This is a genomic window from Streptomyces sp. NPDC003042 (genome assembly GCF_053591315.1).
In genome coordinates, this window is sequence record NZ_JBSFTP010000004.1 from 36677 (window position 1) to 61327 (window position 24651).

22 protein-coding genes and 3 pseudogenes are annotated in these 24651 nt (G+C 71.4%); 13 read left to right on the forward strand and 12 right to left on the reverse strand.

The window, feature by feature from the left end; all coding sequences use genetic code 11:
• Window positions 1-232: 232 nt before the first annotated feature.
• Window positions 233-871 carry a DUF4142 domain-containing protein gene (locus ACWDYJ_RS03445; RefSeq protein WP_451563774.1) on the forward strand — a complete coding sequence of 213 codons (639 nt, stop codon included), beginning with the start codon at window positions 233-235 and terminating at the stop codon, window positions 869-871.
• A gap of 9 nt (window positions 872-880) precedes the next feature.
• Window positions 881-2302, forward strand: a complete 1422-nt coding sequence (locus tag ACWDYJ_RS03450; protein ID WP_451563775.1) for a DUF1996 domain-containing protein — start codon at window positions 881-883, stop codon at window positions 2300-2302.
• Window positions 2303-2566: 264 nt separating this feature from the next.
• On the opposite strand, the gene ACWDYJ_RS03455 is transcribed toward ACWDYJ_RS03450, so the two are convergent.
• On the reverse strand, window positions 2567-3844 hold the full coding sequence (locus ACWDYJ_RS03455; RefSeq protein WP_451563776.1) for a PucR family transcriptional regulator: 1278 nt from the start codon (window positions 3842-3844) through the stop codon (window positions 2567-2569).
• A gap of 455 nt (window positions 3845-4299) precedes the next feature.
• On the opposite strand from ACWDYJ_RS03455, the gene ACWDYJ_RS03460 reads away from it, so the two are divergent.
• From ACWDYJ_RS03460 to ACWDYJ_RS03475, 4 genes are all read left to right on the forward strand, one after another.
• On the forward strand, window positions 4300-5226 hold the full coding sequence (locus tag ACWDYJ_RS03460; protein WP_451563777.1) for a hypothetical protein: 927 nt from the start codon (window positions 4300-4302) through the stop codon (window positions 5224-5226).
• Window positions 5223-6683, forward strand: a complete 1461-nt coding sequence (locus ACWDYJ_RS03465) for an NADH-ubiquinone oxidoreductase-F iron-sulfur binding region domain-containing protein (protein WP_451563778.1) — start codon at window positions 5223-5225, stop codon at window positions 6681-6683. The genes ACWDYJ_RS03460 and ACWDYJ_RS03465 overlap by 4 nt, the downstream gene beginning before the upstream one ends.
• A 145-nt stretch (window positions 6684-6828) precedes the next feature.
• The gene (locus ACWDYJ_RS03470; protein WP_451563779.1) at window positions 6829-7860 is read left to right on the forward strand and encodes an SCO0930 family lipoprotein; all 1032 of its coding nucleotides are present in this window, start codon (window positions 6829-6831) and stop codon (window positions 7858-7860) included.
• A 37-nt stretch (window positions 7861-7897) separates the two neighbouring features.
• Complete coding sequence (locus ACWDYJ_RS03475) at window positions 7898-8362, forward strand: hypothetical protein (RefSeq protein WP_451563780.1); 465 nt, start codon at window positions 7898-7900, stop codon at window positions 8360-8362.
• Window positions 8363-8365: 3 nt separating this feature from the next.
• Here the strand turns inward: ACWDYJ_RS03475 and ACWDYJ_RS03480 are convergent, their stop codons facing one another.
• The 4 genes from ACWDYJ_RS03480 to ACWDYJ_RS03495 form a co-directional block, all read right to left on the reverse strand.
• On the reverse strand, window positions 8366-8827 hold the full coding sequence (locus ACWDYJ_RS03480) for an Orn/Lys/Arg family decarboxylase (RefSeq protein WP_451563781.1): 462 nt from the start codon (window positions 8825-8827) through the stop codon (window positions 8366-8368).
• 48 nt (window positions 8828-8875) lie between these two features.
• Window positions 8876-10741 carry a serine/threonine-protein kinase gene (locus ACWDYJ_RS03485; protein ID WP_451563782.1) on the reverse strand — a complete coding sequence of 622 codons (1866 nt, stop codon included), beginning with the start codon at window positions 10739-10741 and terminating at the stop codon, window positions 8876-8878.
• 257 nt (window positions 10742-10998) lie between these two features.
• Window positions 10999-11145 (reverse strand): hypothetical protein, encoded by a 147-nt coding sequence (locus ACWDYJ_RS03490; protein WP_451563783.1) that lies wholly within the window; start codon window positions 11143-11145, stop codon window positions 10999-11001.
• A gap of 213 nt (window positions 11146-11358) precedes the next feature.
• Entirely contained in the window at window positions 11359-11709 is a 351-nt protein-coding gene (locus ACWDYJ_RS03495) for a DoxX family protein (RefSeq protein ID WP_451563784.1), read from the reverse strand.
• 107 nt (window positions 11710-11816) lie between these two features.
• Between ACWDYJ_RS03495 and ACWDYJ_RS03500 the strand changes: the two genes are divergently transcribed.
• Both ACWDYJ_RS03500 and ACWDYJ_RS03505 read left to right on the forward strand, forming a co-directional pair.
• Window positions 11817-12728, forward strand: a complete 912-nt coding sequence (locus ACWDYJ_RS03500) for a LysR family transcriptional regulator (protein ID WP_451563785.1) — start codon at window positions 11817-11819, stop codon at window positions 12726-12728.
• The gene (locus ACWDYJ_RS03505) at window positions 12728-13129 is read left to right on the forward strand and encodes a hypothetical protein (RefSeq protein WP_451563786.1); all 402 of its coding nucleotides are present in this window, start codon (window positions 12728-12730) and stop codon (window positions 13127-13129) included. Before ACWDYJ_RS03500 ends, ACWDYJ_RS03505 begins: the two co-directional genes overlap by 1 nt.
• Here the strand turns inward: ACWDYJ_RS03505 and ACWDYJ_RS03510 are convergent.
• Window positions 13126-13392 carry a UBP-type zinc finger domain-containing protein gene (locus ACWDYJ_RS03510; protein ID WP_451563787.1) on the reverse strand — a complete coding sequence of 89 codons (267 nt, stop codon included), beginning with the start codon at window positions 13390-13392 and terminating at the stop codon, window positions 13126-13128. The genes ACWDYJ_RS03505 and ACWDYJ_RS03510 overlap by 4 nt on opposite strands.
• 115 nt (window positions 13393-13507) lie before the next feature.
• Here ACWDYJ_RS03510 and polX point away from each other — a divergent pair, with 115 nt between their 5' ends.
• Complete coding sequence (polX, locus tag ACWDYJ_RS03515; RefSeq protein WP_451563788.1) at window positions 13508-15244, forward strand: DNA polymerase/3'-5' exonuclease PolX; 1737 nt, start codon at window positions 13508-13510, stop codon at window positions 15242-15244.
• A 73-nt stretch (window positions 15245-15317) separates the two neighbouring features.
• Here the strand turns inward: polX and ACWDYJ_RS03520 are convergent, their stop codons facing one another.
• On the reverse strand, window positions 15318-16781 hold the full coding sequence (locus tag ACWDYJ_RS03520) for an aminopeptidase P family protein (protein ID WP_451563789.1): 1464 nt from the start codon (window positions 16779-16781) through the stop codon (window positions 15318-15320).
• A 657-nt stretch (window positions 16782-17438) separates the two neighbouring features.
• On the opposite strand from ACWDYJ_RS03520, the gene ACWDYJ_RS03525 reads away from it, so the two are divergent.
• The gene (locus tag ACWDYJ_RS03525) at window positions 17439-17816 is read left to right on the forward strand and encodes a hypothetical protein (protein WP_451563790.1); all 378 of its coding nucleotides are present in this window, start codon (window positions 17439-17441) and stop codon (window positions 17814-17816) included.
• A gap of 342 nt (window positions 17817-18158) precedes the next feature.
• Window positions 18159-18341 (forward strand): annotated as a pseudogene (locus ACWDYJ_RS03530) (hypothetical protein); the annotation flags it as partial.
• A gap of 35 nt (window positions 18342-18376) precedes the next feature.
• Here the strand turns inward: ACWDYJ_RS03530 and ACWDYJ_RS03535 are convergent.
• From ACWDYJ_RS03535 to ACWDYJ_RS03555, 5 genes and pseudogenes are all read right to left on the reverse strand, one after another.
• A pseudogene (locus ACWDYJ_RS03535) lies at window positions 18377-18766 on the reverse strand (transposase).
• Between the two features lie 117 nt (window positions 18767-18883).
• Window positions 18884-19390 (reverse strand): allene oxide cyclase barrel-like domain-containing protein, encoded by a 507-nt coding sequence (locus ACWDYJ_RS03540; RefSeq protein WP_451563791.1) that lies wholly within the window; start codon window positions 19388-19390, stop codon window positions 18884-18886.
• A 432-nt stretch (window positions 19391-19822) separates the two neighbouring features.
• Window positions 19823-20264: pseudogene (locus ACWDYJ_RS03545) on the reverse strand (transposase).
• A 74-nt stretch (window positions 20265-20338) separates the two neighbouring features.
• The gene (locus ACWDYJ_RS03550; protein ID WP_451563792.1) at window positions 20339-22525 is read right to left on the reverse strand and encodes a heavy metal translocating P-type ATPase; all 2187 of its coding nucleotides are present in this window, start codon (window positions 22523-22525) and stop codon (window positions 20339-20341) included.
• Between the two features lies 1 nt (window position 22526).
• The gene (locus ACWDYJ_RS03555) at window positions 22527-22823 is read right to left on the reverse strand and encodes a DUF1490 family protein (protein ID WP_451563793.1); all 297 of its coding nucleotides are present in this window, start codon (window positions 22821-22823) and stop codon (window positions 22527-22529) included.
• 202 nt (window positions 22824-23025) lie between these two features.
• On the opposite strand from ACWDYJ_RS03555, the gene rpmF reads away from it, so the two are divergent.
• Both rpmF and ACWDYJ_RS03565 read left to right on the forward strand, forming a co-directional pair.
• Window positions 23026-23196, forward strand: coding sequence for a 50S ribosomal protein L32 (rpmF, locus tag ACWDYJ_RS03560; RefSeq protein ID WP_384493893.1), 171 nt, complete (start codon window positions 23026-23028; stop codon window positions 23194-23196).
• Between the two features lie 5 nt (window positions 23197-23201).
• Entirely contained in the window at window positions 23202-24377 is a 1176-nt protein-coding gene (locus ACWDYJ_RS03565) for a GTP-binding protein (protein ID WP_451563794.1), read from the forward strand.
• The last annotated feature ends 274 nt before the right edge of the window (window positions 24378-24651 follow it).

Below are 24651 nucleotides of genomic sequence, written 5' to 3' on the forward strand. Positions count from 1 at the left end.
GTGATGGTCCTGCGGTGGCGGTACCACAGGGGGCACTAGCGTCCCGTGGCACCCCGGGAATGCGGGTGCGCACCGCACGGTACGTACGGGCCCTCGGCCCGCACGCCCCTCCCGGCCCATGGAGCTAGGAGGCACTGTGCTGTCATTCCGGCGGCGACCTGTCAGCGGCTTGTCGGTTGCCACGAGATACACGCTCGGGAGCGGTTTCGTCATCGCCGCCCTTGCCGTCACGTTGATCGCTCTGCTGATCCCCGTGGAGAAGTTCGGCGGCCGGCCCTCGGCCGCGGTCGCCGGCCCGGCGGCCGGCGACGACAGCGCCGGGATCATGAGTACGGCGTACGGGTCGCTGACTCCCACGGACCGGGACTTCGTACGGAAGGTACGGCTCGCCGGGCTCTGGGAGCTCCCCGCCGGGCGGCAGGCCCAACAACGCGGGACACGTGCCTCGGTGCGTACCGCCGGCGAGCACCTCGTCGAGGGCCACACCGACCTGGACCAGCAGGTCATACAGGTCGGCCAGGCCCTCGGCATCGACCTGCCCAACCAGCCGACCCCGGAGCAGCAGGACTGGCTGGGCCAATTGAGCCGCGCCCAGGGAGCCGACTACGAGCGGCTGTTCATCCAGCTGCTGCGCCGAGCACACGGAAAGGTGTTCGCCCTGGTGGCGCAAGTGCGGGCACAGACCCGCAATTCCATGGTCCGCGCTCTCGCCACCTCCGCCAACTCCACGGTCCTGGACCACATCTCGGTCCTGGAGGAGAGCGGGCTGGTCGACTTCGACGCTCTCGCCGACCCGACCCCGGCTCCCGCCTCCGTCCCCCCGGTCCGACCGCTGGACCGTGTCCCCTCAAATGTCCGATCGACGAAGTGAAGTGATCTCATGAGTCAACAGGGCCACACACGACCCCGGTTGCCGAAAGTGCTCCTGGCCACGGCCTGCGCTCTGCTGCTGGGCGGCGGCGGGGTGGCCGTCGTCGCCGGCAACGCGTCCGCCGGTCAGGACGGCGACCGCGCGGCGCCCGCGGCGCAGCTGACGGCCACCATCGACTGCCCCGACGTGGGTGACGCGCTCACCGCCGTCCCCGACCAGGCCAGGGCGGAGGTCGACGAGAAGCTCGCCCAGCTGGACGTCCAAGTGGCCGACGCCTACCGGCGGCTCGCCGCCGACGAGGTGAAGGGGGACGTACTCCTCCCCGGACTCAAGGACCAGCGCGCCAAGACCATCGCCGACGTGTCCGATGCTCTGACGAAAGCCGGGGCCCGGCCGCAAGGACTGGAGGCCTTGAGCGGCTGCGCGATGAAGGAGGCGCCCGCCGCGGACGACGAGAACGCCGACGGCGAGAGCGCGGACGGCGACGTGAACAGCCTGGCCGCCGAGCGTTCCGGCGACGCCGGCGCCGTCAACGCCACCGGGCAGAAGGGCGGTCCGGCCCGCAGCGACTTCGCCGACATCACCAGGGTCCGGCCGAACGTACGCACCCCCGCGCCCTCGGCCGGAGCCTCCTCGGGATCCTTCAGCTCCGCGTGCGGCCGCAACGAGAACGGCCACTTCAACCCGGACAACGTCATCGTCGCGCCGGGTGTCTCCAACGGCGCCCACCACATGCACGACTACGTGGGCAACAAGTCCACCGACGCCTTCTCCACCAACGACAGCCTCGCCGCCGCGGGCACCACCTGCACCAACGGCGACCAGTCCAGCTACTACTGGCCGGTGCTGCGACTGCGCGACGGCAAGGCGGAACGGGACGCCCAGGCGCCCGGCGGCGGCCAGGACGCCAACGTCGGCACCATCCTGCGACCGAAGCAGGTGACGATCACCTTCAAGGGGAGCCCGGTCGGCCAGGTGAAGGCCATGCCGCGCTTCCTGCGCATCATCACCGGCGACGCGAAGGCCCTCACCAACGGCAACGCCAATGCCAACGCCTCGTGGAGCTGCACCGGCTTCGAGAACCGCCAGCTGAAGGACAAGTACCCGATCTGCCCGAAGGGCAGCGACGTGGTCCGCACCTTCACCTTCCAGAGCTGCTGGGACGGCCGGAACACCGACAGCGCCAACCACCGCACCCACGTCGCCTTCCCGGACAGGGACGGCCGTTGCCCGAAGGGCTTCACCGCCATTCCGCAGCTGGTCCAGCGGCTCACGTACGGCATCTCGCCCGGTGCCCGGTTCGCCGTCGACAGTTTCCCCGAACAGCTGCACAAGCCGGTCACCGACCACGACGACTTCATCAACGTGATGTCGACGGGCCTGATGGCCAAGGCCGTGGGCTGCATCAACGGCGGGCGCGCCTGCCGCTGACCCCGGCCCCGGTGCCGGTGCCGGCACGGTGACGGATCACCCCCTGCTCCCGGTCCGGGCGCCCCCTCCCCCTCGCACCGCGCCCGGCCCGGGAAGGTGTTGGCCCGAAGCCGACTTCGGGCCAACACCGCATACCGCCGCACGAGGCCGCCATGCTGCTGGGCATCACGCCGAGCACGGGCGGCCTCTCCGGTTTCCGTACGGACGAACGAGCCCGGCCCGGTCCCGCGGGTGCGGGGCCGGGCCGGGCGCTACTGCCGGCGGTCAGAGGCCGTTGACGCGGGCCATCCTCCCCACGACCAGCGGCGTGAAGTCCGCCGTGACGACGCGCGCCGTCCTGCGTCCCAGCCGCGAGTGCTGAAGCCGTACCTGCGCCATCAGCCGGCGGCTGCGCAAGGCCATCTCCAGCTCGAACCGGGTACGGGGGTCACGCAGCCCGGGTCCGAACAGCTTCTCCAGTTGCCGCATGCGGTAGCGCACGGTCTGCGGATGCACGCTCAAGGCCTTCGCCGCCTCCGGGGCGCCACCGCCTTCGAGCCAGGCGAGCAGGGTCACCTCCAGCCGCTCGCTCTGGCGCGGGGTCAGGTCCGCCAGCGGGCGCAGCCATCGGGCGGCCAGCGCGTGGGCGAGGGGCTCGTCCTGGAGGAGCAGCAGGGTGGAGAGGTGGTCGTCGACGAAGACCGGCCGGGCCTCCAGGCCTTGGCGGCTGGGGGTGAGGGCGAGCAGGCGCAGTGCCCAGCGCAGGGAGGACGCGGTGTCCCTCAAGGGGACCGCGTGGCCGACGGCTGCGAGGCGACCGCGCAGCGGGAGTTCCAGAGGGGTCCGGGCGTCCGGGTCGGCGCTCGGGACCAGCAGGCAGGGCCGGCCCGCGAACATGCCGGCGAGGGCGTCGTCCAGTACGGCCGCCAACTGTTGCGTCTCGCCGGGGGTGGCCAGTACGACGGCCCGTACGGCGGGCGGGAGGGGCCAGCCGGCCGCCTCGGCCAGCTCGGTGAGCGAGCCCTCCGAGGCGGTCCTGTCGTCGGTGAGCGCCTGGAACAGGTCCTGACGCGTCCGGTCGGGTGGTGCGGGGCACTCCTGCCGGTAGCCGGCAACGCCGCCGTGTCCACCGCCGTGTCCACCGCCGTGTCCACCGCCGTGTCCGGCTCCGGGGCCGTCCTCCCGTTCGACCTCGCGGACGCATCCGCGGATGTCCTGGCGGCTGTCCTCGCGCCTGCCGTCGTGCCTGACCTCGTTGTCCTCCTCGTCCGATGCCTGTTCCGGGCGCCGCTCATGCTCCTTGCCGGGGCCTGAGTGGTCGCCGCGCGCCTCCCGTTCGTCCGGATTCCGATAGCCGAGGGCGGTGAGAAGTGCCCTTTCTACTGTGCGCCTGAGCAATTCGTCATCGATGGCATCGTTGTCATCGATAAGCGCGGAAAATCCCGGAATTCCATGCAGAAGCTCCTCCACTATCTCGTCGGCCAACGCGGGAAGTTCCCTGCGCAGGACGCGGGTCCACTCGCCGCGGGGGCGGGACCAGATGCGGTTCAGAAGTTCGCACATCGTTTCCTCGTTCATGCCGGGGTGAGGCCTGTCCGATGGGAGAGCGACAGGCCCGCCGAGGTCAGCCGTCTCATCAACGACCTTGTTCGCCAGGCGAGTTGAGACCCTCCTACTCCCTCCTTGAGGGGTCCTACCCCTTACGGTCCGGCAGTTTTGCCTCATCTTTGCCGTCGGGGACGCGTAGGTGGCGGGCGGCGCGGTGGCCTGTCGCAACCCCCGCTGGAGGGGAATCTTCCGGTGTTGTTCGATGTGCCGGAGACGGGGTGCGAGAAATTATCACGTTTCGATAAAACCTGTGGAGGTGCTGTGCGGCTCCACGATGCTGCTGCACTCCGGCCCCCAACTGCTTCGGTCGGCGCAGGAGTTGTACTGCGCCGCCAAGGACTGCCGACCACGATCCCCGGGTGCCGAGCGCCAGGTGGACCGCTCGGGGCCCAGGCGCACAGGAGAACTGGATGCCCCTGTCCCAGCCTCATATGCCCCGTTCGCACAGAGCCCGCCGCAGGAGCCGTCATGCGGCAGCGGTGGCTCCGGCCGCCGGGCGGCGTGCCGTCCGGCGGCCCTCCCTCCTGCCCGTCGCCGGAAGACCGCGGTCCGGCCCGGTCTGCGCCGGCGCCGCGGCCCTCGTGGCCGTCACCGTGGCGGCCCGCGCGGGTGCCCTCACCCACGTCTGGGACTTTCTGGACTTCGGAGCGGGAGTGCTCTCGCTCGTCTCGCTCACGGCCACCGTCCTGTGGGGGCTGCTGGCCACGGACCGGGTGCTGCTGTGGTCGGGCCACCGGCTGCTCGCCCAGGGCGTGCACCGGGGCTTGGCGGTGTCCGGGCTGGGATTCCTGGCCCTCCACATATGGGTCAAGGTCGCGGAGCGGCAGACCAGCGCCGCTTCGGTGGTCCTGCCGTTCGCGGACAGCGACCGGCCCGTGCTCATAGGCCTCGGCACGCTGGCGGGATACCTCTTCGTGACGGTGGCGGTGTCCGGCGCCGTGCGCAGCGCCTTCGCCACCGAGAGCCGCTCCCTGTGGTGGCGGGCCCTGCACTTCGGCGCGTACCCCGCCTGGGGCGCGTCGCTGGTGCACGGCCTGAAGGCGGGCCGCCCCGGCGGCGCGGGAGTGACGGCGGCCTACGCGCTGTGCCTGATCGGGGTCGCCGGTGTCCTCGCGCTCCGTCTGAGAGCCAGGATGCGCGGCGTGCCGTCCCGGCGGGCGGACCGGCAGCCCGTGGCGGCCGACCCGGAGCGTCCCCCGCAACGCCCCGGCGTCCAGCGGTCCTTCGTGCGCCGGCCGCCGCCCCTGGAACCGCTCACCGGGTACGTGCCGGGCCGGGCCGCCGGAAGCCCGGACCGCCCCGGCGATCAACTGGGGTCCCGAGAGCGGGCGATGTGACCCGCGATCCGCGCCCCGGGCTCGCCTGCGTGGGCGCCCCCCGGCTGCTGGCCGGACTCGACCGGGTCCCACGACTGGACGGCGAAGCGCATCTGGACACGCACGGCGCCCTGCCCCGGTACCACCCGGACGAACTGGTCCACCTCGCGGACGACATCGACCTGCGGGGCCGGGGCGGGGCGGCCTTCCCCTTCGCCCGCAAGCTGCGTGCCGTCATCCGCTCGGCCCGGGGACGGGACGGGCGTACCGCCGTCGTCGTCAACGGCAGCGAAGGCGAGCCGGGCTGCCTCAAGGACACCGCGCTGCTGCTGCACGCCCCGCATCTGGTACTCGACGGCGCTCTGCTGGCCGCGGCCGCGCTGGCCGCCGAGGACGTCGTGCTGGCCGTGACCAGGGGGGACGTGGAGCAGTCCGTACGTGAAGCCGTCGCGGAACGCGGCCCGGCCGGCCGTCGGGTGCGCGTGGTACGGCTCCCCGAGCGCTTCGTGACCGGGGAGGGAACCGCCCTCGTCAGCGGTTTGAACGGTGGTCCGGCGCTGCCGTCGGGACGCAAGGTCCGCACCAGCGAGCGCGGCCTGAACGCAGTGCCCACCCTGCTGTCGAACACCGAGACGTTCGCCCAACTCGCGGTCGCCGCACGGCTGGGCGCGCCGGCGTACCGTACGGCCGGTCTGTCCGGGGAGCCGGGCACCGTCCTGCTGACGGTCGCCGGGTCCACCGTCGTGGAGACGCCGACGGGGACGTCCCTGGCGTACGTCCTGGACCTGTGCGGCACGGACCCCGGCCAAGGCGTGCTCGTCGGCGGCTATCACGGCAGATGGCTGGATCCCGGCTCCGCCCGTGCCTCGCAGGTGTCCCGGCTGTCCCTGGCCACGTTCGGCGCGGTACTGGGCGCGGGCGCGGTCCTGCCGCTGCCGGAGGACACCTGTCCGGCCGGTGAGGTGGCGCGGGTGACCCGCTGGATGGCGAAGGAGTCGGCCGGGCAGTGCGGGCCGTGCGTCCGGGGCCTGCCGGGGCTCGCCGACGTACTGGAGCAGGCCGTGCGGGGAGGCGGCCGGGCAGCCCTCGAAGCGGTGGAGTCACGGCTGAGAGCGGTCCGGGGCCGCGGGGCGTGCAGCCACCCCGACGGTACGTCGCACTTCGTGGCGTCGGCGCTCGCCGCGTTCCCCGACGAGTTCAGGGGCCACGCCCTCGGGAGCGGGTGCGGCCGACCGGTGCTGGGGGCACTGCCATTGCCGGAGGCGCTGCCGCAGGATGAGGGCCCGGAGCGGCTGATCGTCAACTGGACCCTGTGCAAGGGGCACGGGCTGTGCGCGGACATCGTCCCCGACGTCGTTCGGCTCGACGAGGACGGCTTCCCGGCTGAGGGCTCCATGCCGGTGCCGGGACGACTGCGGCCGAAGGCGCTGCGCGCGGTACGGCGCTGCCCGGCCCTCGCGCTGCGCATTCAGGACTGAGTCCGTGAACGGCCGCCGCCCCCCACGAGTTCATTCTTGGCGCGCTGTGACAAATTCCGGGAGTTATGAACTCCGGTCGGCCTGCGACCCGTATCAATGAGTGCGGGAACGAAAACACAGAAACCCGAAGTCCGAAGGAGAGATCATGGACAAGAGGCGTCGTGAGATGTTCGCCGGGTCGGCGGTCGCCGTATTGATACTGACGGCCGGATGTGGAATCGCGGAGAAATCGTCCGAAGACAGAACAGCGGTGCAGCCGGTGAGCGGCAGCAAACAACTCGGGCCCGCACACGACACGGGCGGCGCGTACGGGTCGGGCGCGGCGCCCGGGTCGGGCTCGCCCTACGGGGACGACGCGGCCGGAGGCGACCCGGCCGGCGCCCCGGCGGGCGGAGCCGCGAGTCCGGCCGGGCAGCTGACGGTACGGGAGGTCCCCGAGCTGGGCGGGACGGTCACGGACGGGGAGGGCTTCACCCTCTACCGGTTCGACAAGGACACGGCCCGGCCCCCCATGTCCACCTGCGACGGGGACTGCGCCAAGGCCTGGCCCCCGGTGGCGGCGGACGCCGCGTCGGCCGGCGAGGGAGTCGACTCCACCCTTCTCGGCTCGGTCGAGCGGGCCGACGGGACGCGGCAGCTCACCCTCGCGGGATGGCCCGTGTACCGCTACGCGAAGGACACCAAGGCGGGAGACACGCTCGGTGAGGGCGTCGGCGGCACGTGGCACGTGCTGGGGGCGGATGGAAAGCCGGCCGTCGCCGGGAAGAAGGCGGCCCGGGAAGCGGCGGGGGCGGAAGGCGCGAAGGAGGACGTCGGCCTTTCCGTCGACAAGAACGCACGGCTCGGCAACATCCTCGCCGATGGGGAAGGGCGGACACTCTATCGTTTCGACAAGGACAGCGCCTGGCCGATGAAATTGGGCTGCCTCGGCGCCTGCCTCGACACCTGGAAGCCCGCAAAGGCCGTCGCCAAGGACAAGGTGTCGGGAATTGCCCCGGAACTCGTCGGCTCGGTGAAACGGCCCGACGGGACGGAGCAGATGACGATCGACTGCTGGCCGGTCTACTGGTTCACCGGTGACACGGAGCCCGGTGACATCAGCGGGCACGCCAAGCAGGGCCTCTGGTTCGCCGTCACCGACAAGGGCGAGAAGGCGAAGGCGAAGGCGACCGGCTAGTTTCCCATCCCGACCCGTTCCCGTCCGTGAGGTTGCCATGCTGTCGACCGACCGCCGAATCCAGTCCTTCCGCCCGGCGCTTTCGGCGGTCACGGCGGTGTGCGCCGCCCTGTTGTGCGGCGGCTGCGCGGGCCCCTCGGCGCCGCACGCCCCGGCGGGGACGCACGACGACCGGCAGAGCGGAACACGATCCGTCTCGATCGAGGAGATCGCCACCGCCATCGGGTGCACGGCCGAAGTGAACGTCCAGGCCGAAGAATTGCGCGAAGGGGGCTGCGAATCCGGGCAGGGCGCCTACCGTATGGTCACCTTCGCCGCCGAGCCGGGTCTGCGCGCGTGGCTGACGGAGGCCCGGAACTACGGCGGTACCTACCTGGTCGGTGACCGGTGGGTCGTCACGACCCCATCGGCGGACGCGCTGACCGCACTGCGCGGCCGGCTCGGCGGCTCCCTCGAGAACGGGGACACCCACACCGGGCACCACACCCCCGACGGCCACTGAGCCTCACCCGCCGCCGGTGGACGAACCGTCCTGGCGTACGCATTCGATGAGGTAGTCGCCGGTGTCCGGGTCGATGGTGACGCCGTGCGCCTCGCTGTGGAATCCGGGGAAGGCCCGGTCGAATGCCTCCAGGGCGCCGAGGTAGCGCAGGACCGGGCCGTCGGGCGCGCCGAGTGCTTCTCCGGGGATCAGGACGGGGATGCCGGGCGGCGTGACGGTGACCATGGCGGCGGCGACCCGCCCCGATGCCTCCGCGAGGCGGATACGTTCGGTGCCGCCCCTGATCAGCCGCTGGTAGCAGTGCTGCGGCGGGTGGACCGGTTCGGGAAGTTGCCGGAAGGCGGTGTCCAGGGCGTTGATCAGTCCGGCGCGCGTGAGGTGTTCGTGCATGTCCTGGCACAGGCCGCGCAACGTGGTGTGGCCGTAGCGCTGCGGGTTACCGCTCGACCAGCTTCGGCAGGACACGCCGCAGCGGGGTGGCGCCGCGTTGCGTACCGAGGCCGGGCCCGGCCCTCAGGTCTGTCTCGTCCAGCGCTGCGACGCCTCACCGGCGCACGTGCTCGTCACCAGGCCGCTGCTCATGCCCAGGTCGAGGCAGCCGCCGCTGTAGTCATTGCGGAGGTTGCCGTTCGAACCCGTACGCCACAGCCGGCTGGTGTCCTGGGAGCAGGCGCCGACGAAGACGGCCTGGCCGAGCATGTTGGCGTACAGGCACTGACCCGTCTGCTTGTTGACGAGCTTGAAGCTGCCGTCGGACCCGCTCTGCACGGTCCACCAGGCGGTCGAGTCCGAGCAGTCGCCATGGTCCGAAGAGCCGTAGACCTGGGTGACGCACCTGCCGTTGTCGCCGTTGCGGTAGCGGTGGGTGGAGGAGGCGGGGGGTGTGGTGGCCGTGGACGTACCGCCGCTGGAGGGGCCCGCGCTGCCGGAGCCGCCCGAGGGGCCCGATCCGCCCGCGGGGCTGGAGGGGTTGGACGGGCTGGAGGGGCCGGAGCCGGCGGAGCCGCCCGAGCCGTTCTGTGTGCCGGTGGCGTGGGGGCCGCCCCCGGCGGGCGGCATCTGGGGCCCGCCTGGCCCTCCCTGCCCCTGGCCCTGGGCGCCCCCCTCCACCTGGCCCGTGGCCGGCGACTGCGCCGGTGACGCCGGACCCGACGGGCTCGCGCCCACCGGCGACGGCGTCTGGCCGGCCGGCGCCGAGGCCGGGGCGGAGGCGAGCGGCGTGGCCGGTGCCTCGGCCCGCGGCGAGGACGTGTGCGGCAGGTTCTGGATGGCGAGCGTCGTACCGCCCGCGACCACGACGACGGGGACGACGGCGAGGAGGACGCGGGTACGGCGGCGGCGTTCGGGTCGTTCGGGCTGTTCGGCCCGTTCCGGAGGGGGCTCGTCCGCGGGCTTGGGCTCCGGGTCCTTCTCCGGTTCCCGCTTTCCGCCCGCGAGCGGGAACGTCGGTACGTCGATCTCCTGCACGTTCGCGGCGAAGGCGGCCCGCTCGGACAGGCGCTCGGTGATGGCCGTCGGCCACAGCGGGGCGGTGAACGGGCCGTGCCGGGTCGCGCTTTCGAGGAGTTCGGCGGCGGTGGGGCGGCCCTCGGGGTCCTTGTCGAGACAGGCCTCGACGACCTCGGCGAGGTCCGGCGCCAGCTCCCGCAACGGCTCCAGGTCAGGCTCTTCGTGGACGATGCGGTACAGCACGCCGTGCCCCGACTCGTCGCCGAAGGGCGGTCGGCCGCACGCCGCGTACGCGAGTACCGAGCCGAGCGCGAACACGTCGGTGGCGCCACTCAACCGCCGCTTGCCGGAGGCCTGTTCGGGCGCCATGTAGGCGGGCGTACCCACGACCATGCCGGTCCGGGTCAGCTGACTCTGTTCGGCGGCCCGGGCGACGCCGAAGTCGATGAGGGTGAGACCGTCGAGGGTCAGCATGACGTTGGACGGCTTGAGGTCCCGGTGCACCATGTCCAGCGCGTGCACGGACGCCAGGCCCGCGGCCGCCTCTCGCAGCACCAGCCACAGCGCGTGCTCGGGCAGGGGGCTGCCGTTCAGCTCGACGGCTTCCCTCAGGGTGAGCCCGGGGATGTACGCGGTGGCGAACCAGGGAGGCCTCGCGGTGCGGTCACTGGCGACCAGCGGCGCGGTGGCCTGCGCGGGCAGCCGGGAGAGGTTGTCCAGTTCGTGCCCGAAACGGCGCAGGAAGTCCTCGTCCTCGCCGACCACGGAGGACAGCAGTTGCTTGACGGCGACGTACCGGCCCTCTTGGACCCCGAGGTACACCCGCCCCATACCGCCGGCCCCGAGCCGGCCCGCCAGCGGAATCGACCCGATCCGGCGCGGATCCTCCGCCTCCAGCGGCTCGGCTCCGCTCCCCCTCAGCTCTAACACGTCAGCTCCGCCAGAAATTGGAATCAGTTTCTAGAAAATCTACCCGATGATCAGCAACACGGCGAGGTGAACGCCGACTTGCTCCTCGACGCCGGGCATGCTCCGCACCCCGTGACCCCCAGCCTCTGCCGGCCGTTCACGAGCGGGCTCTGAGTGAACACGGCGCGGCGGCCGCTCCGAGGCCCCCGCCACCGGAGCCCGAGCAGAGGAGGAACCCCGTGCGAGACGTATGGCCCACCATCGAGACGCTCGCCCGATCATTCGCCCGGCAGGACGACGAGCGAGGGCTGTCGGTCCAAGAGCAGTGGACCCTGCAGGTCCTCAAGATCGGCGAGGAGTTCGGCGAGGCGGCCCAGGCCGTCATCGGCGCCCGTGGCACGAACCCCCGCAAGGGTTTCAGCCACGGCTGGACGGACGTCCACGCGGAAGTCGCCGACACCGTCATCACCTGCCTCGTGGCTCTCGCGCGGATGCGCCCCGACGACGCCGCCGACTACCTCGCCCGACAACTCCGGACGAAGTCCGCGAAGTTCCTGCCGGGCCCCCGGCAGCCCTCCCCCGAGGACGATCCCAGTCTGGAGCGCAGCGGTGACGGCCACCCCTGGGCGCCCGGCCGTTCACCGCACGACGGCGAGGACGAGGGCCGCGCCGGCCAGACCCAGGAAGGCGCCGGGAAAGGCGATGTTGTAGAGGACACGGGCCCGGACGTGGACGGCGACGGCGCAGATCATGAAGAGCACGAGCCCGGTCGCTGCGGCGATCCCGATGGACCGGAAGCCGAGGAGCCCGAGCACGAGCCCCACGGCTCCGGCCCCCTTCAGCGCGCCGAGCATCGGGAGCCAGGAGTGCGGGACGCCCACTTCGGTCGCGTTGGCGAGGACGGACCGGGCTCTCGCGAAGTTGGTGACGGCCTCCCAGGCGTTGGCCAGGATCGTGAGGACGGTGACGCACAAGTAGGCGATGAACACGGCCAAGCTCCGTTCGGCACACCGGGGTCGGCCGACCGCCGCCCCCTGTGAAAACCCTCGCCCGGCTCCCTCTTGGCGTCCAATACCTGCATCGATAACCTGACGGCATGGACGTCCACACCCGACTGCTGCGCTCCTTCGTCGCAGTGGCCGAGGAGGGGAACCTCACCCGCGCCGCTGAACGGCTGTTCGTGTCCCAGCCGGCGCTGACCAAACAGATCAAGCAGCTGGAAACCCTGCTCGGGCTGGCGCTGTTCACCCGGTCCCGCGCCGGCATGGCCCTCACCGGCCCGGGCCGCACCCTGGCGGAGCGGATCCCCGCGCTCCTGTCCGACTGGGATCAGGTCCTGCACGACACGAGGACCGCGGCCGGCCGGGCGGCCCGCGTCCTGCGGATCGGCTTCCTCGCGAGCGCCGCCAACGAGACCACCCCGGGCATCATCGCGGCGTTCGCCCGCCGCCGGCCGGGCTGGCGGGCCGAGATGCGGCAGGCGTCGTGGTCGGACCCGACCGCCGGACTCGCCGACGCGGACGTCGACGTCGCCCTCCTGCGGCTGCCCTTCCCCGGCCAGGACGCCCTGCGCGTGGAGGTGCTGTTCACCGAGCCCCGCTGGGTCGCCCTGCCGGCCGCCCACCCGCTCGCCGCGCGCGAGCGGATCTCCTTCCGGGACCTGTGGGACGAGCCGTTCGTGGCGGCCCCGCCCGAAACCGGCGCGTGGCGGGAGTACTGGCTGGGCACCGACGAACGCGAAGGCCACCCGGTCCGCGTCGGGGCCGTCACCGAACAGCCCGACGACTGGCTCAGCGCGATCGCCAACGGCTACGGCGTCGCCCTCACCCCCGAGTCCTCCGCGCGCTTCTACGCCCGCCCCGGCATCACCTACCGCCCCGTCAGCGGACTCAGCCCCAGCCGGGTCGGCGTCGCCTGGGCCCCCTCGAACGACACCGACCCCGTGGTCCAGGACTTCGTACGCTGCTGCCTGGACACCCGACCCGACCGACCGGGGATGAACTGCTGATGGCTCGCAACCCGAGAACAGCCCGGCGCCTCGTGGTCGACGGGAACACCTACATGTGGTCGGTACGCCACGCCCACCGCGCCCTGGGCACCGGCCGAGGGTACGAGGACTGCCGCGAGACCCTCACCCTCTACCCGGCCGGTGCGCGGGGGTCCCTGCGCACCGTCTTCCGAGCGGGCCCCGGCAGACTCGTCCCGGACGGCTACCCGATGCACTCGGGGGAGGTCTGCAAGGCCGAGGGCGGCAGCTTGAACCTGCACGAACCCGGCACCGTCCGGGCCCTGCTCGAAGAGGCCCAGGCCCGCGGGTGGCGTCCGGACGGCCCCGCGACCGAAGAGGTCGACGGCTGGGCCCTTTTCGACGCCGCGGCCAGGACGCGGGCGATCGGCGGACACCTCTAGCCGATGACCTCGTGTGCGAAGCACCAGCGCCAGTCCTCGTCCGCTTCGTACGAACGGATCACCGGGTGACCGGTCCGGTGGAAATGCGCCGACGCGTGCTTGCCGGGTGAACTGTCACAGCAACCGATGTGTCCGCAGCTCAGGCAGAGACGCAAGTGCACCCAGTCGCGCTCGCCCTGTGCCAGGCACTCGGCACATCCGTCGACGGGTGGGATCGGCTCCACATCCGGAGGAGCGTCGTCCAGGTCCTCACAAGCACTCATGCGCGCAGTGTGACATGTGACCAGTGCGGGTAGACGGCTACGCCCACCGGCCCGCGTGGCCCCGCGCCCCGCCCCCGGCGTGCCCGTGCGGGGTGAAGGGGGGCACCCTGGAGGTATGGCCGGTGCCAACGAACAGATCGAGGCGCTGCTCCAGGAGTACGCCGACCTCATCGCGATCCGGGGCGGGGAGGCCTTCAAGGCGCGCGCCTACGAAAAGGCCGCCCGTGCCGTCGGCGGCTACCCGCGGGACGTCTCGACGCTCGACGCCAAGGAGCTGCGCGAGATCCCGAACGTCGGCAAGTCCGTCGCGGACAAGATCCTCGAGTACCTCCGCACGGGCCGCATGACCGTCGTCGAGAAGGCCCGGGCGTCCGTGCCGGCCGGGGTGCGCGAACTGCTCACGATCCCGGGCCTCGGCCCCCGCAAGGCCATGATCCTCTACGAGGAGCTGGGCGTCGCCTCCGTCGACCAGCTGCTCGACGCCATCCACGAGGAACGGCTGCGCGACCTGAAGGGCTTCGGGGAGCGGACCGAGGAGAACATCCTGCACGGCATCTCCGTGCTGCAGAAGGCCGGTGAGGGCCGGATGCTCGTCAGCGCCGCCCTGGACATCGCCGAACAGCTCGTCGCCGAGCTGTCGGCCGTCCGGGGCTGCGTCCGGTGCGCGTACGCGGGGTCCCTGCGCCGGATGAGGGAGACCATCGGCGACGTCGACCTCCTGGTCGCGGCCCGCCGGCCGGGACCGTTCATGGACGCCCTCATCGGCCTGCCGCACACCGCCGAGGTCATCGCGCACGGGGAGAAGAAGACCTCCGTACGGACCACCACGGGCCTCCAGGTGGACCTCCGGGTCCTCCCCCCGACCTCCTGGGGCGCGGGGCTGCAGTACTTCACCGGCTCCAAGGCGCACAACATCCGCACGCGCGCACTCGCCGTGCGTCAGGGCCTCAAGCTGTCCGAGTACGGGCTCTTCGACGCCGAGAGCGGCGACAGCATCACCTCCGAGACGGAGGAGGCGATCTACGACCGGCTCGGACTGCCGTGGATACCGCCGACGCTGCGCGAGGACCGGGGCGAGATCGAGGCAGGGCTGCGCGGGGAGCTGCCCGACCTCCTCACGGAGCGGGACATCCGGGGCGATCTGCACACCCACACCGACGCCACCGACGGGCTGGCCCCGCTGGAGGACATGATCGCCGCCGCTGCCGGCCTCGGTTACACGTACTACGCCGTCACCGACCACGCACCGAACCTGTACATGCAGCGCATGACCAGCGAGAAGATCCTCGCCCAGCGCGAGCGGGTCCGCGCGCTCGACGGTACGCACCACAAGATGCGGCTGCTGCACGGCACGGAACTCAACATCGGCCCGGACGGCGCCCTGGACTGGCCCGACGAGTTCCTCGCCGATTTCGACATCTGCGTGGCCTCGGTCCACTCGCACTTCAACCAGAGCCGCCGCGAACTCACCCGCCGCCTCATCCGCGCGTGCGAGAACCCGTACGTCGCCGTCATCGGCCATCCCACGACGCGCCGCATCGGCAAACGCCCCGGCATCGACGCCGACTTCGACGCAGTCTTCAAGGCCTGCGCGCGGTCGGGCACCGCGCTGGAGATCAACGCGCATCCCGAGCGGCTCGACCTGTGCGACGAGGACATCCTGCGCGCGAAACGGTACGGCGTGAAGTTCGCCGTGAACTCCGACGCACACGCCATCACGCACCTGCCGTACATGCGTTACGGGGTGGCGACGGCGCAGCGCGGCTGGCTGACCAAGGACGACGTCATCAACACGTGGCCGCTGGCGAGGCTGCGCCGGTTCCTGGGAGAGGGTCGCGGCAAGAAGGCGTGAGGGTCCGGGCCTCGGCGTGCGGTGAGGCCCGGGACCGACGTACGAGGCACCCGCCGGGCGCCTCGGCCGGGCGTCAGGCCCGCAGGGCGGCCATCCAGGCCTCGACCTCGTCCGCCTGCCGGGGCAGGGCGACCGAGAGGTTCTCGTTGCCGTCCTCGGTGACGAGGATGTCGTCCTCGATCCGCACGCCGATGCCTCGGTACTCCTCGGGCACGGTCAGGTCGTCGACCTGGAAGTACAGCCCCGGCTCGACGGTGAGCACGATGCCGGGCTCCAGCGTCCCGTCAGCGTACAGCTCCGTGCGGGCCGCGGCGCAGTCGTGGACGTCGAGGCCGAGCATGTGGCCGGTGCCGTGCATGGTCCAGCGGCGGTGCAGGCCGAGTTCGAGGGCCCTTTCCACCGTGAGGTCGCCGAGCAGGCCCCAGGCGACCAGGTGTTCGGCGAGCACCCGCTGGGCGGCTTCGTGGAAGTCGCGGTAGGAGGCGCCCGGCTTGACGGCTGCGATGCCGGCCGACTGGGCCTCGTGGACCGCGTCGTAGATCTTGCGCTGGAGCGGGGTGAAGCGGCCGCTCACGGGCAGGGTACGGGTGACGTCGGCGGTGTAGAGGTTGCGGGTCTCCACGCCGGCGTCGAGCAGCAGCAGCTCGCCGGAGCGCACGGCGCCGTCGTTGCGCACCCAGTGGATGGTGGTGGCGTGCGGGCCGGCGGCGGCGATCGTGCTGTAGCCGACGGTATTGCCCTCGACGCGGGCGCGCAGGAAGAAGGTGCCCTCGATGTAGCGCTCAGAGGTGGCCCGCGCCTGGTCGAGGGAGCGGACGACGTCCTCGAAGCCGCGGGCGGTGGCCTCGCAGGCGAAGCGCAGGTCGGCGATCTCGAAGTCGTCCTTGAGCCGGCGCATTTCGGAGAGGAAGACGCGGAACTCCTCGTCGCGCTCGGCGGTCACCTTGTCGTGCAGGGCGGCTTCGATGCCGGTGTCGTGGCCGCGCAGCAGGCGGACCGGGCCGGTGGCCTCCTTGAGCTCGCCGGCCAGGTCGCGGATGTCCTTGCAGGGCAGGCCGAGGAGCTTTTCGTTCTCGGTGAGGCTGTTGCGCCGGCCGTCCCAGAGCTCGCCCCTGCCGGAGAGCCAGAACTCGCCGTTCTCGCGGTCGGAGCGGGGCAGCAGGTACGCGGTGGCCCGGTGACCGCCGTCCGCTCCGGGCTCCAGGACGAGCACGCCGTCCTCCGTCTGGTCGCCGGTCAGGTAGACGTAGTCGGACGAGGGCCGGAAGGGATAGTCGGTGTCGTTGGCGCGGACCTTCAGGTTGCCGGCGGGTACCACCAGGCGCTCGCCGGGGAACCGGGCGGAGAGATCGGCGCGGCGCCGGGCGGTGTGCGCGGCCTGCGCGATGGGCTCCAGGTCGTGGCGCTCGGTGTCGGCCCAGCCCTGCTTCATGTTCTCGGCGAGCTCGTCGCTCACTCCCCGGTCCAGACCGTTCTTCCGCTGCTTTATGGTCTCCGGGGCCCGCGGTTCCGGGCTCTCGGACGTCAGCTCGGTCACGACTGCCTCCTGAATCGAATCGTCACGCCTGCCTCATGGATCGCATGCGGCCGCCAGCCATCGTATGGGTGTACCAGGCCGGGAAGATCTCAGCCGGCGTACTGCGAACTGCCTTACAGGGACGGGACCTTGCCGCATCAGACGTTTGTCTGAACTTCGACGCGCCGTATACGCCATCAGTCCATGGGCCGACTCGATCACTCTCCACTACGTTCGCCCTCACGACCTCAGGGCCCCACAGCCCATGCCCTCAACAGGCTGTACAACGTGATGGGTTACGCACTCCAGTGCACCGTGACGTGGCAATTCGACGTGTTACACAGAGGGGGGCCGCGTATCCGAGGGTACTTCGGGGTCGCATTCCGGACTCGGGTCCTGAGTACGACTGCTGCGCGGGCCCGGCGCCGCGCCGCTGGCATTATGGGGCGTGATCGGCCGGTTCCCGATCGCCATGCGGTCCATCGCCTGTCTGATGATGATCTCGCAAGGGGTGGCCAGCCCCGTGTTCGGGCGGCTTGCCGACCGCACCAGCCAGCGGCGGGTTGCGCGGCGCTGACCACCATCGGCTCCGTCGCCGTCGCTGCACCGCCGGTCCGAGCCGACGTCCGATCCGACACCGGGCCAGATCCCCCGGCGAGCGATCACGGTGCCCGGGGTGTGGGTGCTGATGATCGCGCCTACGCCGCCCTCGGCTTCCAGTTCGGCGCGGTCGGCGTCACGATGATCGCCTTCGCCCAGGAACGGTCGACGCCCGGGCTCGCCGGCGTGCTGATCTCGCTGACAGCCGTGGGCAGTCTGATCGCCGGAGTGACCTACGGCGCCGTGAACTGGCGGCTGTCGCAAGCCCGGTTGCTCTCGATCACCACCTGTCTGCTCGCGCTCGGCGCGGTCCCCCTCGCCTTCGCCGGCTCCTCCCTCGTGATGGCCTTCTGCGCCGTCGTCGCGGGCATCGCGATCTCCCCGGCGCTGATCGCGGGCAGCACGCTGCTGGAGTCCCTGGCCCCGAAGGGCTCCCTCTCGGAGGCGTTCTCGTGACTCACCAGCTGCGGGGCCCTCGGGATCGCCTCGGGCACGGCCGTGGGCGGGCTGCTGGCCGACCTGGACAATTCCGCGGGCTGGCGGCGTGGGCGGGCGTCGGCGGCGGAGTGGTGGCCCTGGGGCTCAGCCTCGCGGGACAGCCTGCGCTGCGCGGGAAGAGGGCGGCTGCGGACCCGGCTCCGGAAATGGCGGCACTGGAAAAATGACACATGACAAGGGGCCAGGGCTGTGAGCGCTGAGCGACCCGCGTCCGAGCGGGACGGCCTCGGGGGCCTGCCGGTTTCCCCGTATCTCCTTCGACGAGTTCACGGCCTTCGGGCCGCAAGCCCTCATCCGGGCGTCGACCTGGTCGCCGACGGCGCGGACGCACCGCACGACGTGGACGTCGCCCCGGTCTTCGGCCCGCTGTTGTTCGGCGGCCGCCCGGCCGGCCTGTTCTCCCGGTTCTTCGGCGACGGCACCGCCGGAATCGTCAGCATCCTGGGCACCCGCAGCTCCGACGACTGCGTGGTGGCCGTCTAGGTAGGCGCTGCCCTAGGGCGCGTATCGAGTCGTGATCACGTGGCTCGCGTGAGGTCCCTGATCCGGATCACGGAGGCGCGGAGGTGGAGTCCAGCTTTCGGGGTCCTGTCGTAGCGGATGGCGATGCCGCGTCAGGCTTTCAGCTTGTTGATCAGGCGCTCGACGGTGTTCCTTGCCTTGCAGAGCTCGGCGTCGTGACTGAGTGGCCGGCCGCCTTGGCGGCCCTTCTTCTTCTGGTTGACGGCCCGGTCGGGCCAAGGGCCGAACTCCTGCGGCATCTCCCGCCACCGCCCGCCTGTCCTGATTCGCCAGATCGCTCCCTCGAACTGGTGCCGCAGCCGCTCTGGGTACGAGCCGTATCTGCCTATCGGCAAATACGGCTCGATGAATTCCCGTTCTGCGTCAGTCAGTTGCATCTGCGCCACAGAAGACGATCTACCCTGGGATCGAGCCTGGTGGCGGCGCCGCCAATGGGACCAATCGAGCCGGTGGGCGGTGCCGTGGACGGGCCAGCCTTCTCACCGGGTGGGTGCCAGGGTCAGTCAGCTGTAGAGGTCGATCGTGAAGCGCCTCGTGCCCTGAACGACCGTGTCGACGTGGACCGAGCCGCGAGCCCGGTCGAATTCCCCGGTGCCGCCGGTGATCCCGTTGTCGAACGAAGGGGGAGGGCCCGGGTTGAGATGGCCGAAGACCATCCCCTGCACGGAGAGCTGGCCGCCCGGAAGGGTGTAGGTCACGTAGCACGCCTCCGCTCCGCCGTTGTCGACCCGGGTGGTGGTGCAGGTGCCGCCGGTGTCGCCGACCTGGTTGCCGTCCTCGTCGAAGAGGACCGAGCGGAAGACGGTCCGATCGCCCTGGGCGGGGCCGCCGCCGGGGTTGACAGGGAAGAACGACTGCTGCGCGAGCCGGCCGATGAGTGTGATGACCCGGTGTTTGCCCTTGGCGTCGGCGGAATCGTTGTCCGTCGAGGCGGCCGCGACAGGGACGCAGGCGAGAAGGGTGACCAGCGCGGTGGCCGTGCCGAGACAGGCTGCTCTGATGGGGCGCATCGTGTGGCTCCTGAGGTTGATGCTCATGGATGGTCAGATGACGCATTCATAACCCCGGCTCTGCCGCCGCCAGGAACGTCCCGGCGCGACCCACCGGCAGATCCAACCCATCGGACCAACCCGGGACGAGAGACGGCCCGCCCGACCGGACGAGTCGCGCGGGCGGGTTGACGCTGGTGCAGCGCATGGCTCCTGACTCGGACGAGTGCCGCCCCTGAGGTCGGAAGCAGGCACTCACCTTGTCGTTTGTCCGTTTGCGGTAGTTCGACGAGGGCTGGGCGAGCCGGAGCTGGGCGTGGGCGGCGATCACCAGACATGTCCACCGGTCCGCTGCCTGCGGGCTCCGCGCGCAGCCTCGTCCAGCCCAGCCTCTGCTGACCGGCTTGTTCGCCCCACTACTGGGCTGCTGCTGGGGCCTGTGTGATGTTGTGATCAGCCGGCGACCTTCAAGAGGTCGTCGATCCAGATCATTGCGGCGCGGAGGTGGAGGCCTGCGAGGTAGCTCTCGGGCGACTTGTCGTAGCGGGTGGCGATTCCTCGCCAGGCCTTCAGTTTGTTGATCAAGCGTTCGACGGTGTTCCGTTCCTTGTAGAGGTCGGCGTCGTGGGTGACGGGCCGACCGCCTCGCGCGCAGGCCTTCCAGCAGGCGGAGAAGACGCCGGCGTTCCGCCAGACCCGGAAGCGCCCGTAGACGGTGGCCCCAGGGACCGAACTCGGCAGGGATCTCCCGCCACTGGCCGCTGGACCGGACGGACCGCCAGATCACCCCCTCGAACTGTTCCCGCAGCCGCTCCGGGTACGGGCCGTACCTTCCGACCGGAAGGTACGGCCCGATGAACTCCCACTGACCATCGGTGAGTTGCCTGCGCGTCACGACCAATGTTCTACCGGATTCCACCCCCACGAAGGCGGCGGAACCCAGCAACTGATCACGACATCACACCGGCCCTAGTGCACGCGGCGGTCCTCCAGCGGGGCCGCCTTCAGTACGTCGTCGGCCACGAGCGGCAGATGCGGGGTGTGGCTGACCAGGCGTGCCGAGTTGCCGACGACGGCGATGCTGCTGGTGTTGTGCAGCAGGGCCGCCAGGACGGGGTTCATCGAGCCTCCGGCTCCGGCGAGCAGGCCGAGCAGGTTGACGCCGATGGCGAGGCCGTAGTTCTGCCGGACGACGCGCAAGGTGTGGCGGCTGAGTTCGACGACGGCGGGGACCTGCCTCAGGTCGTTGCCGGCGAGGGCGATGTCGGCGGTTTCCAGGGCCACGTGCGAGGAGTGCTCGCCCATGGTGATGCCCACGTCGGCCAGTGCGAGGGCGGGGGCGTCGTTGGTGCCGTCGCCGACCATCGCCACGGTGTGCCCTTCGGCCTGGAGGTCGCGGATGAGCTGGAGCTTGGCCTCGGGCAGCGCGTGCGCGTGCACCTCGGTGATGCCGAGCGCGTCGGCGACGACCTGCGCGGTCTCGGGTGCGTCGCCGGTGAGCAGCAGCACGCGGGACACCCCGAGGTCGCGCAGTTGCCGGATGACGGTGTCGGCTCCCGCCCGCACGGCGTCGGACACACCGAGCATGCCGATCAGGTCCTCGTCGTGGGCCAGGCAGATGACGGTCTCGCCGCCGCGCCGCAACCGTTCGGTCCAGCCCTGGGCTTCGACGGTGAGCTCCACCCCGTGTCGGCGCAGCAGGGCCGGGCTGCCGACCAGCAGGCGGGTGCCGTCGAGTTCGGCGCGCATGCCCATGCCGAGCACGACCTCGCAGGCCTGGTGGATGGGGACGTGCAGGTGCTGTTCCTCGGTACGGGCGACGATGGCCTGCGCGAGCGGATGGCGGGCGTGCAGCTCGCCCGAGGCGGCCAGGCTGAGTACCTGGTCGGCGGTGAACGCGTCGCTGAGGCTGACCACACTGGTGACCAGGGGCTTGCCGAAGGTGAGAGTGCCCGTCTTGTCGAAGACGACGGCGGTGACGCGGCCCACGCCCTCCAGATGGGTGCCGCCCTTGATCAAGGTGCCGCGGCGCGCTCCGTTGCCGATGGCGGCGCTGATGGCGGTCGGGGTGGCGAGGCCCGCCGCGCAGGGGCAGGCGATGAGCAGCATGGTCATGGCGCGCCGCGCGTCGCGGGTGACCACGTAGGTCAGGGCGGCGAGGGCGAAGGAGACGGGGACGAACCGCTGGGTGAAGCGCGTGGCCACGGTCTGGATCGGCGCCCGGTCGGCCTGGGCCTCCTCGACCCGGCTGATGATGCGCCCCACGGTGGTGTCGCGGCCGACCGCGTCGGCGCGGACGGTGAGCGATCCGGAGGTGACGATGGTGCCCGCGTACACGTGGGCGCCGTCGTGGGTGTAGACGGGGAGGGCCTCGCCGGTGACGGCGGCCTGGTCCACCAGGGCTTCGCCGTGGACCACGTATCCGTCGACGGGGATGCGGTGGTGCTCGTACACGGCGACGACATCGCCGGGCCGTACGTCCTCCAGCGCCACCTCCACCTCCACGCCGGCCTCGTGGACGCGCCACACGCGCTCCTCGCCGATGGTGAGGAGGTCCTCGATGGCGCGCCGGGTCCGCCGCAGGGTGAGGGTCTGGAGGAACTCGCCGATGTTCAGCAGCCACAGGACGGTGAGGGCGACCACGTTCTCGCGCAGCACCAGGGAGATGACGGTCGCCGCCGTGACGAGCGTGTCCGTACCGGGGCTGCGGCGTCCGCGCAGGGTGCGCAGGGCGCCACGGAAGAAGGGCAGGCCCGTGAAGACGGTGACCGCGCCGAGGAAGCCGGAGGAGCCGACGGTGATCCTGGGCCGACCCAGCAGCCGGCGCAGCGCCACGAGGGCGAGGACGGCGCCGCCGACGACCAGCCGGGCGACCTCGCCGGTGGAGGAGTCGGGCAGCGACCGGGTGGCCTTGACGGGCGCGGATTCGGACGGGGCCTCCTCCAGGGCGGCGACCAGGGCGTCGACGTCCAGGTCCTGCGGCGCCATCCAGATGACGACGCTTCCCGTACGGGGGAAGATCCGCAGGGCGCGGAAGCCGCCGAGGCCGGTCAGCCGGTCGTCGACCAGTCCGGCGCAGCCGGGGCGGGCGCGCAGCCAGGGGACGGTCAGCCTGGCGCGGCCCGCGGCCACGGAGCGCACCAGCACGGTCGACATGTCAGTGCTCGTGTCCGTGATCGTGGTTGGTGGCGACCGCGGAGGGCGGCGGGACTTCCTCGCCGAGCGTGCCGCGGGCCTCCGCCAGCATGTCACCGGCCTTGAGCCGGGCCTCCTCGGCCGCCGAGGAGAGCCAGCGCCCCGCGACGATCCCGCCCGCAAGGCCTCCGACGACCGCCTTGCGGGCCGCGGGCCTGGCGTCGGGCAGGTACTTGATGATGAGGCCGCCAACCACACCGGAGACCGCATAGTGGGCCATCCGGCCGGCCGCGGCGCCCGCGAGGGCGAGGGGGTGCATGGAGAACTCCTTCCGTCGCCGCCGGTCCGGCGAGGTGCGGACCGGACATGACGGGATAACGGGCCTCTTCGTCAAGTGTGTACCTGCCCGTCCCGGGGAGTCGAGCCGACGGTCTCAGGGCGCCACACGGGAAGATTGGCAATGGGATCCATTTTCATATAGCGTCGCCCTCACCCACCCGACCGGCCCCAGGAGGTTCGCCATGGCTGTCCCCAAGCGGAAGATGTCCCGCAGCAACACCCGTCACCGCCGCGCCCAGTGGAAGGCCACCACCCCGCAGCTGGTGCCCGTCACGGTCGACGGCTCGGTGTACCAGGTCCCGCAGCGCCTGGTGAAGGCGTACGAGCGCGGCCTCCTGCACCCCGAGGGCTGACGCCCGTGACGCACGACCGGCTGCCCGTCACCGTCCTGTCGGGGTTCCTCGGCGCCGGCAAGACCACGCTGCTCAACCACGTCCTCGCCAACCGCGAGGGCCTGCGCGTCGCGGTCATCGTCAACGACATGAGCGAGATCAACATCGACGCCGCGCTCGTGCGGGGCGGCGGTGCGGCGCTGTCCCGGACCGAGGAACGGCTCGTCGAGATGACCAACGGGTGCATCTGCTGCACCCTGCGCGACGATCTGCTGGAAGAGGTGGCCCGCCTCGCCCAGGAGGGCCGCTTCGACCATCTCCTCATCGAGTCCAGCGGCATCTCCGAGCCCATGCCGGTCGCCGCCACCTTCTCCTTCCCCCGGGACGACGGCGCCACCCTCGGCGACCTCGCCCGCCTCGACACCATGGTCACGGTCGTCGACGCGGCGAACTTCCTGCCCGAACTCGGCAGCGGCGACGAACTCGCCGCGCGCGGGCTGGCCCCGTACGAGGACGACGAACGCACCGTCAGCGACCTGCTGATGGACCAGATCGAGTTCGCCGACGTCATCGTGCTCAACAAGCTCGACCTCGTCGACGCGCACGGCGCCGCCCGGCTCCGGGCCGCCCTCACCCGCCTCAACCCCGTCGCCAGGATCGTGCCCGCCACGCGCGGGCGGGTCGAGCTCGGCGAGGTGCTGGGTACGGGACTGTTCGACCTGGAGCGGGCCCAGCAGGCCCCCGGCTGGGTCATGGAGCTCAACGGCGACCACGTTCCCGAGACCGAGGAGTACGGCATCTCCTCCACCGTCTTCCGCTCCGAACTGCCCTTCCACCCGGGCCGCTTGTGGACCTTCGTGACGAAGGGCCTGGACAGCGGGACCTACGGGCAGATCCTGCGCTCGAAGGGCTTCTTCTGGCTGTCGAGCCGGCCGAAGGTGACGGGCCTGTGGTCGCAGGCGGGAGCCGTGGCCCGCTTCGAGCCCTCCGGAGCCCGCGACGCGGACACCGCGCAGGGCCAGGAACTGGTCTTCATCGGCACCGGGTTGCGTGCCGAGGCGCTGCGAGCCGCCCTGTCCTGCTGCCTGATGGCGGAGGGCGAGAGCCTGCCGACGGACGACCCGTTCCCGGAGTGGGAGACCTTCGGGATCGACGACGCCTGCGAGCACGAGCACCCGCGACCGGTGGCCGCGCGGGCATGAGACTCCGGGCTGGGCAGTGGTCGCAGCCACGGCACTGTCCAGCCCGGTACGACTTCTCGCGGGCGCTCGCCAGTGCTGTGACCGGCAAGGTTCACAGCACCAGGTCCTAAGGGCTGTCCCGTAATCCCCGGCGGGCGCACGACGACAGCTACGGCACCTCGCCGCGTTGTCGGAGCGCCCGAATACGCCCAGTATCCCGAATACGCCCAGTATGAGGACGCCCCTCCGCTCGGGGGCACCTCCCAGCGGTAGCTGGGGGAGATGCACCGCATCT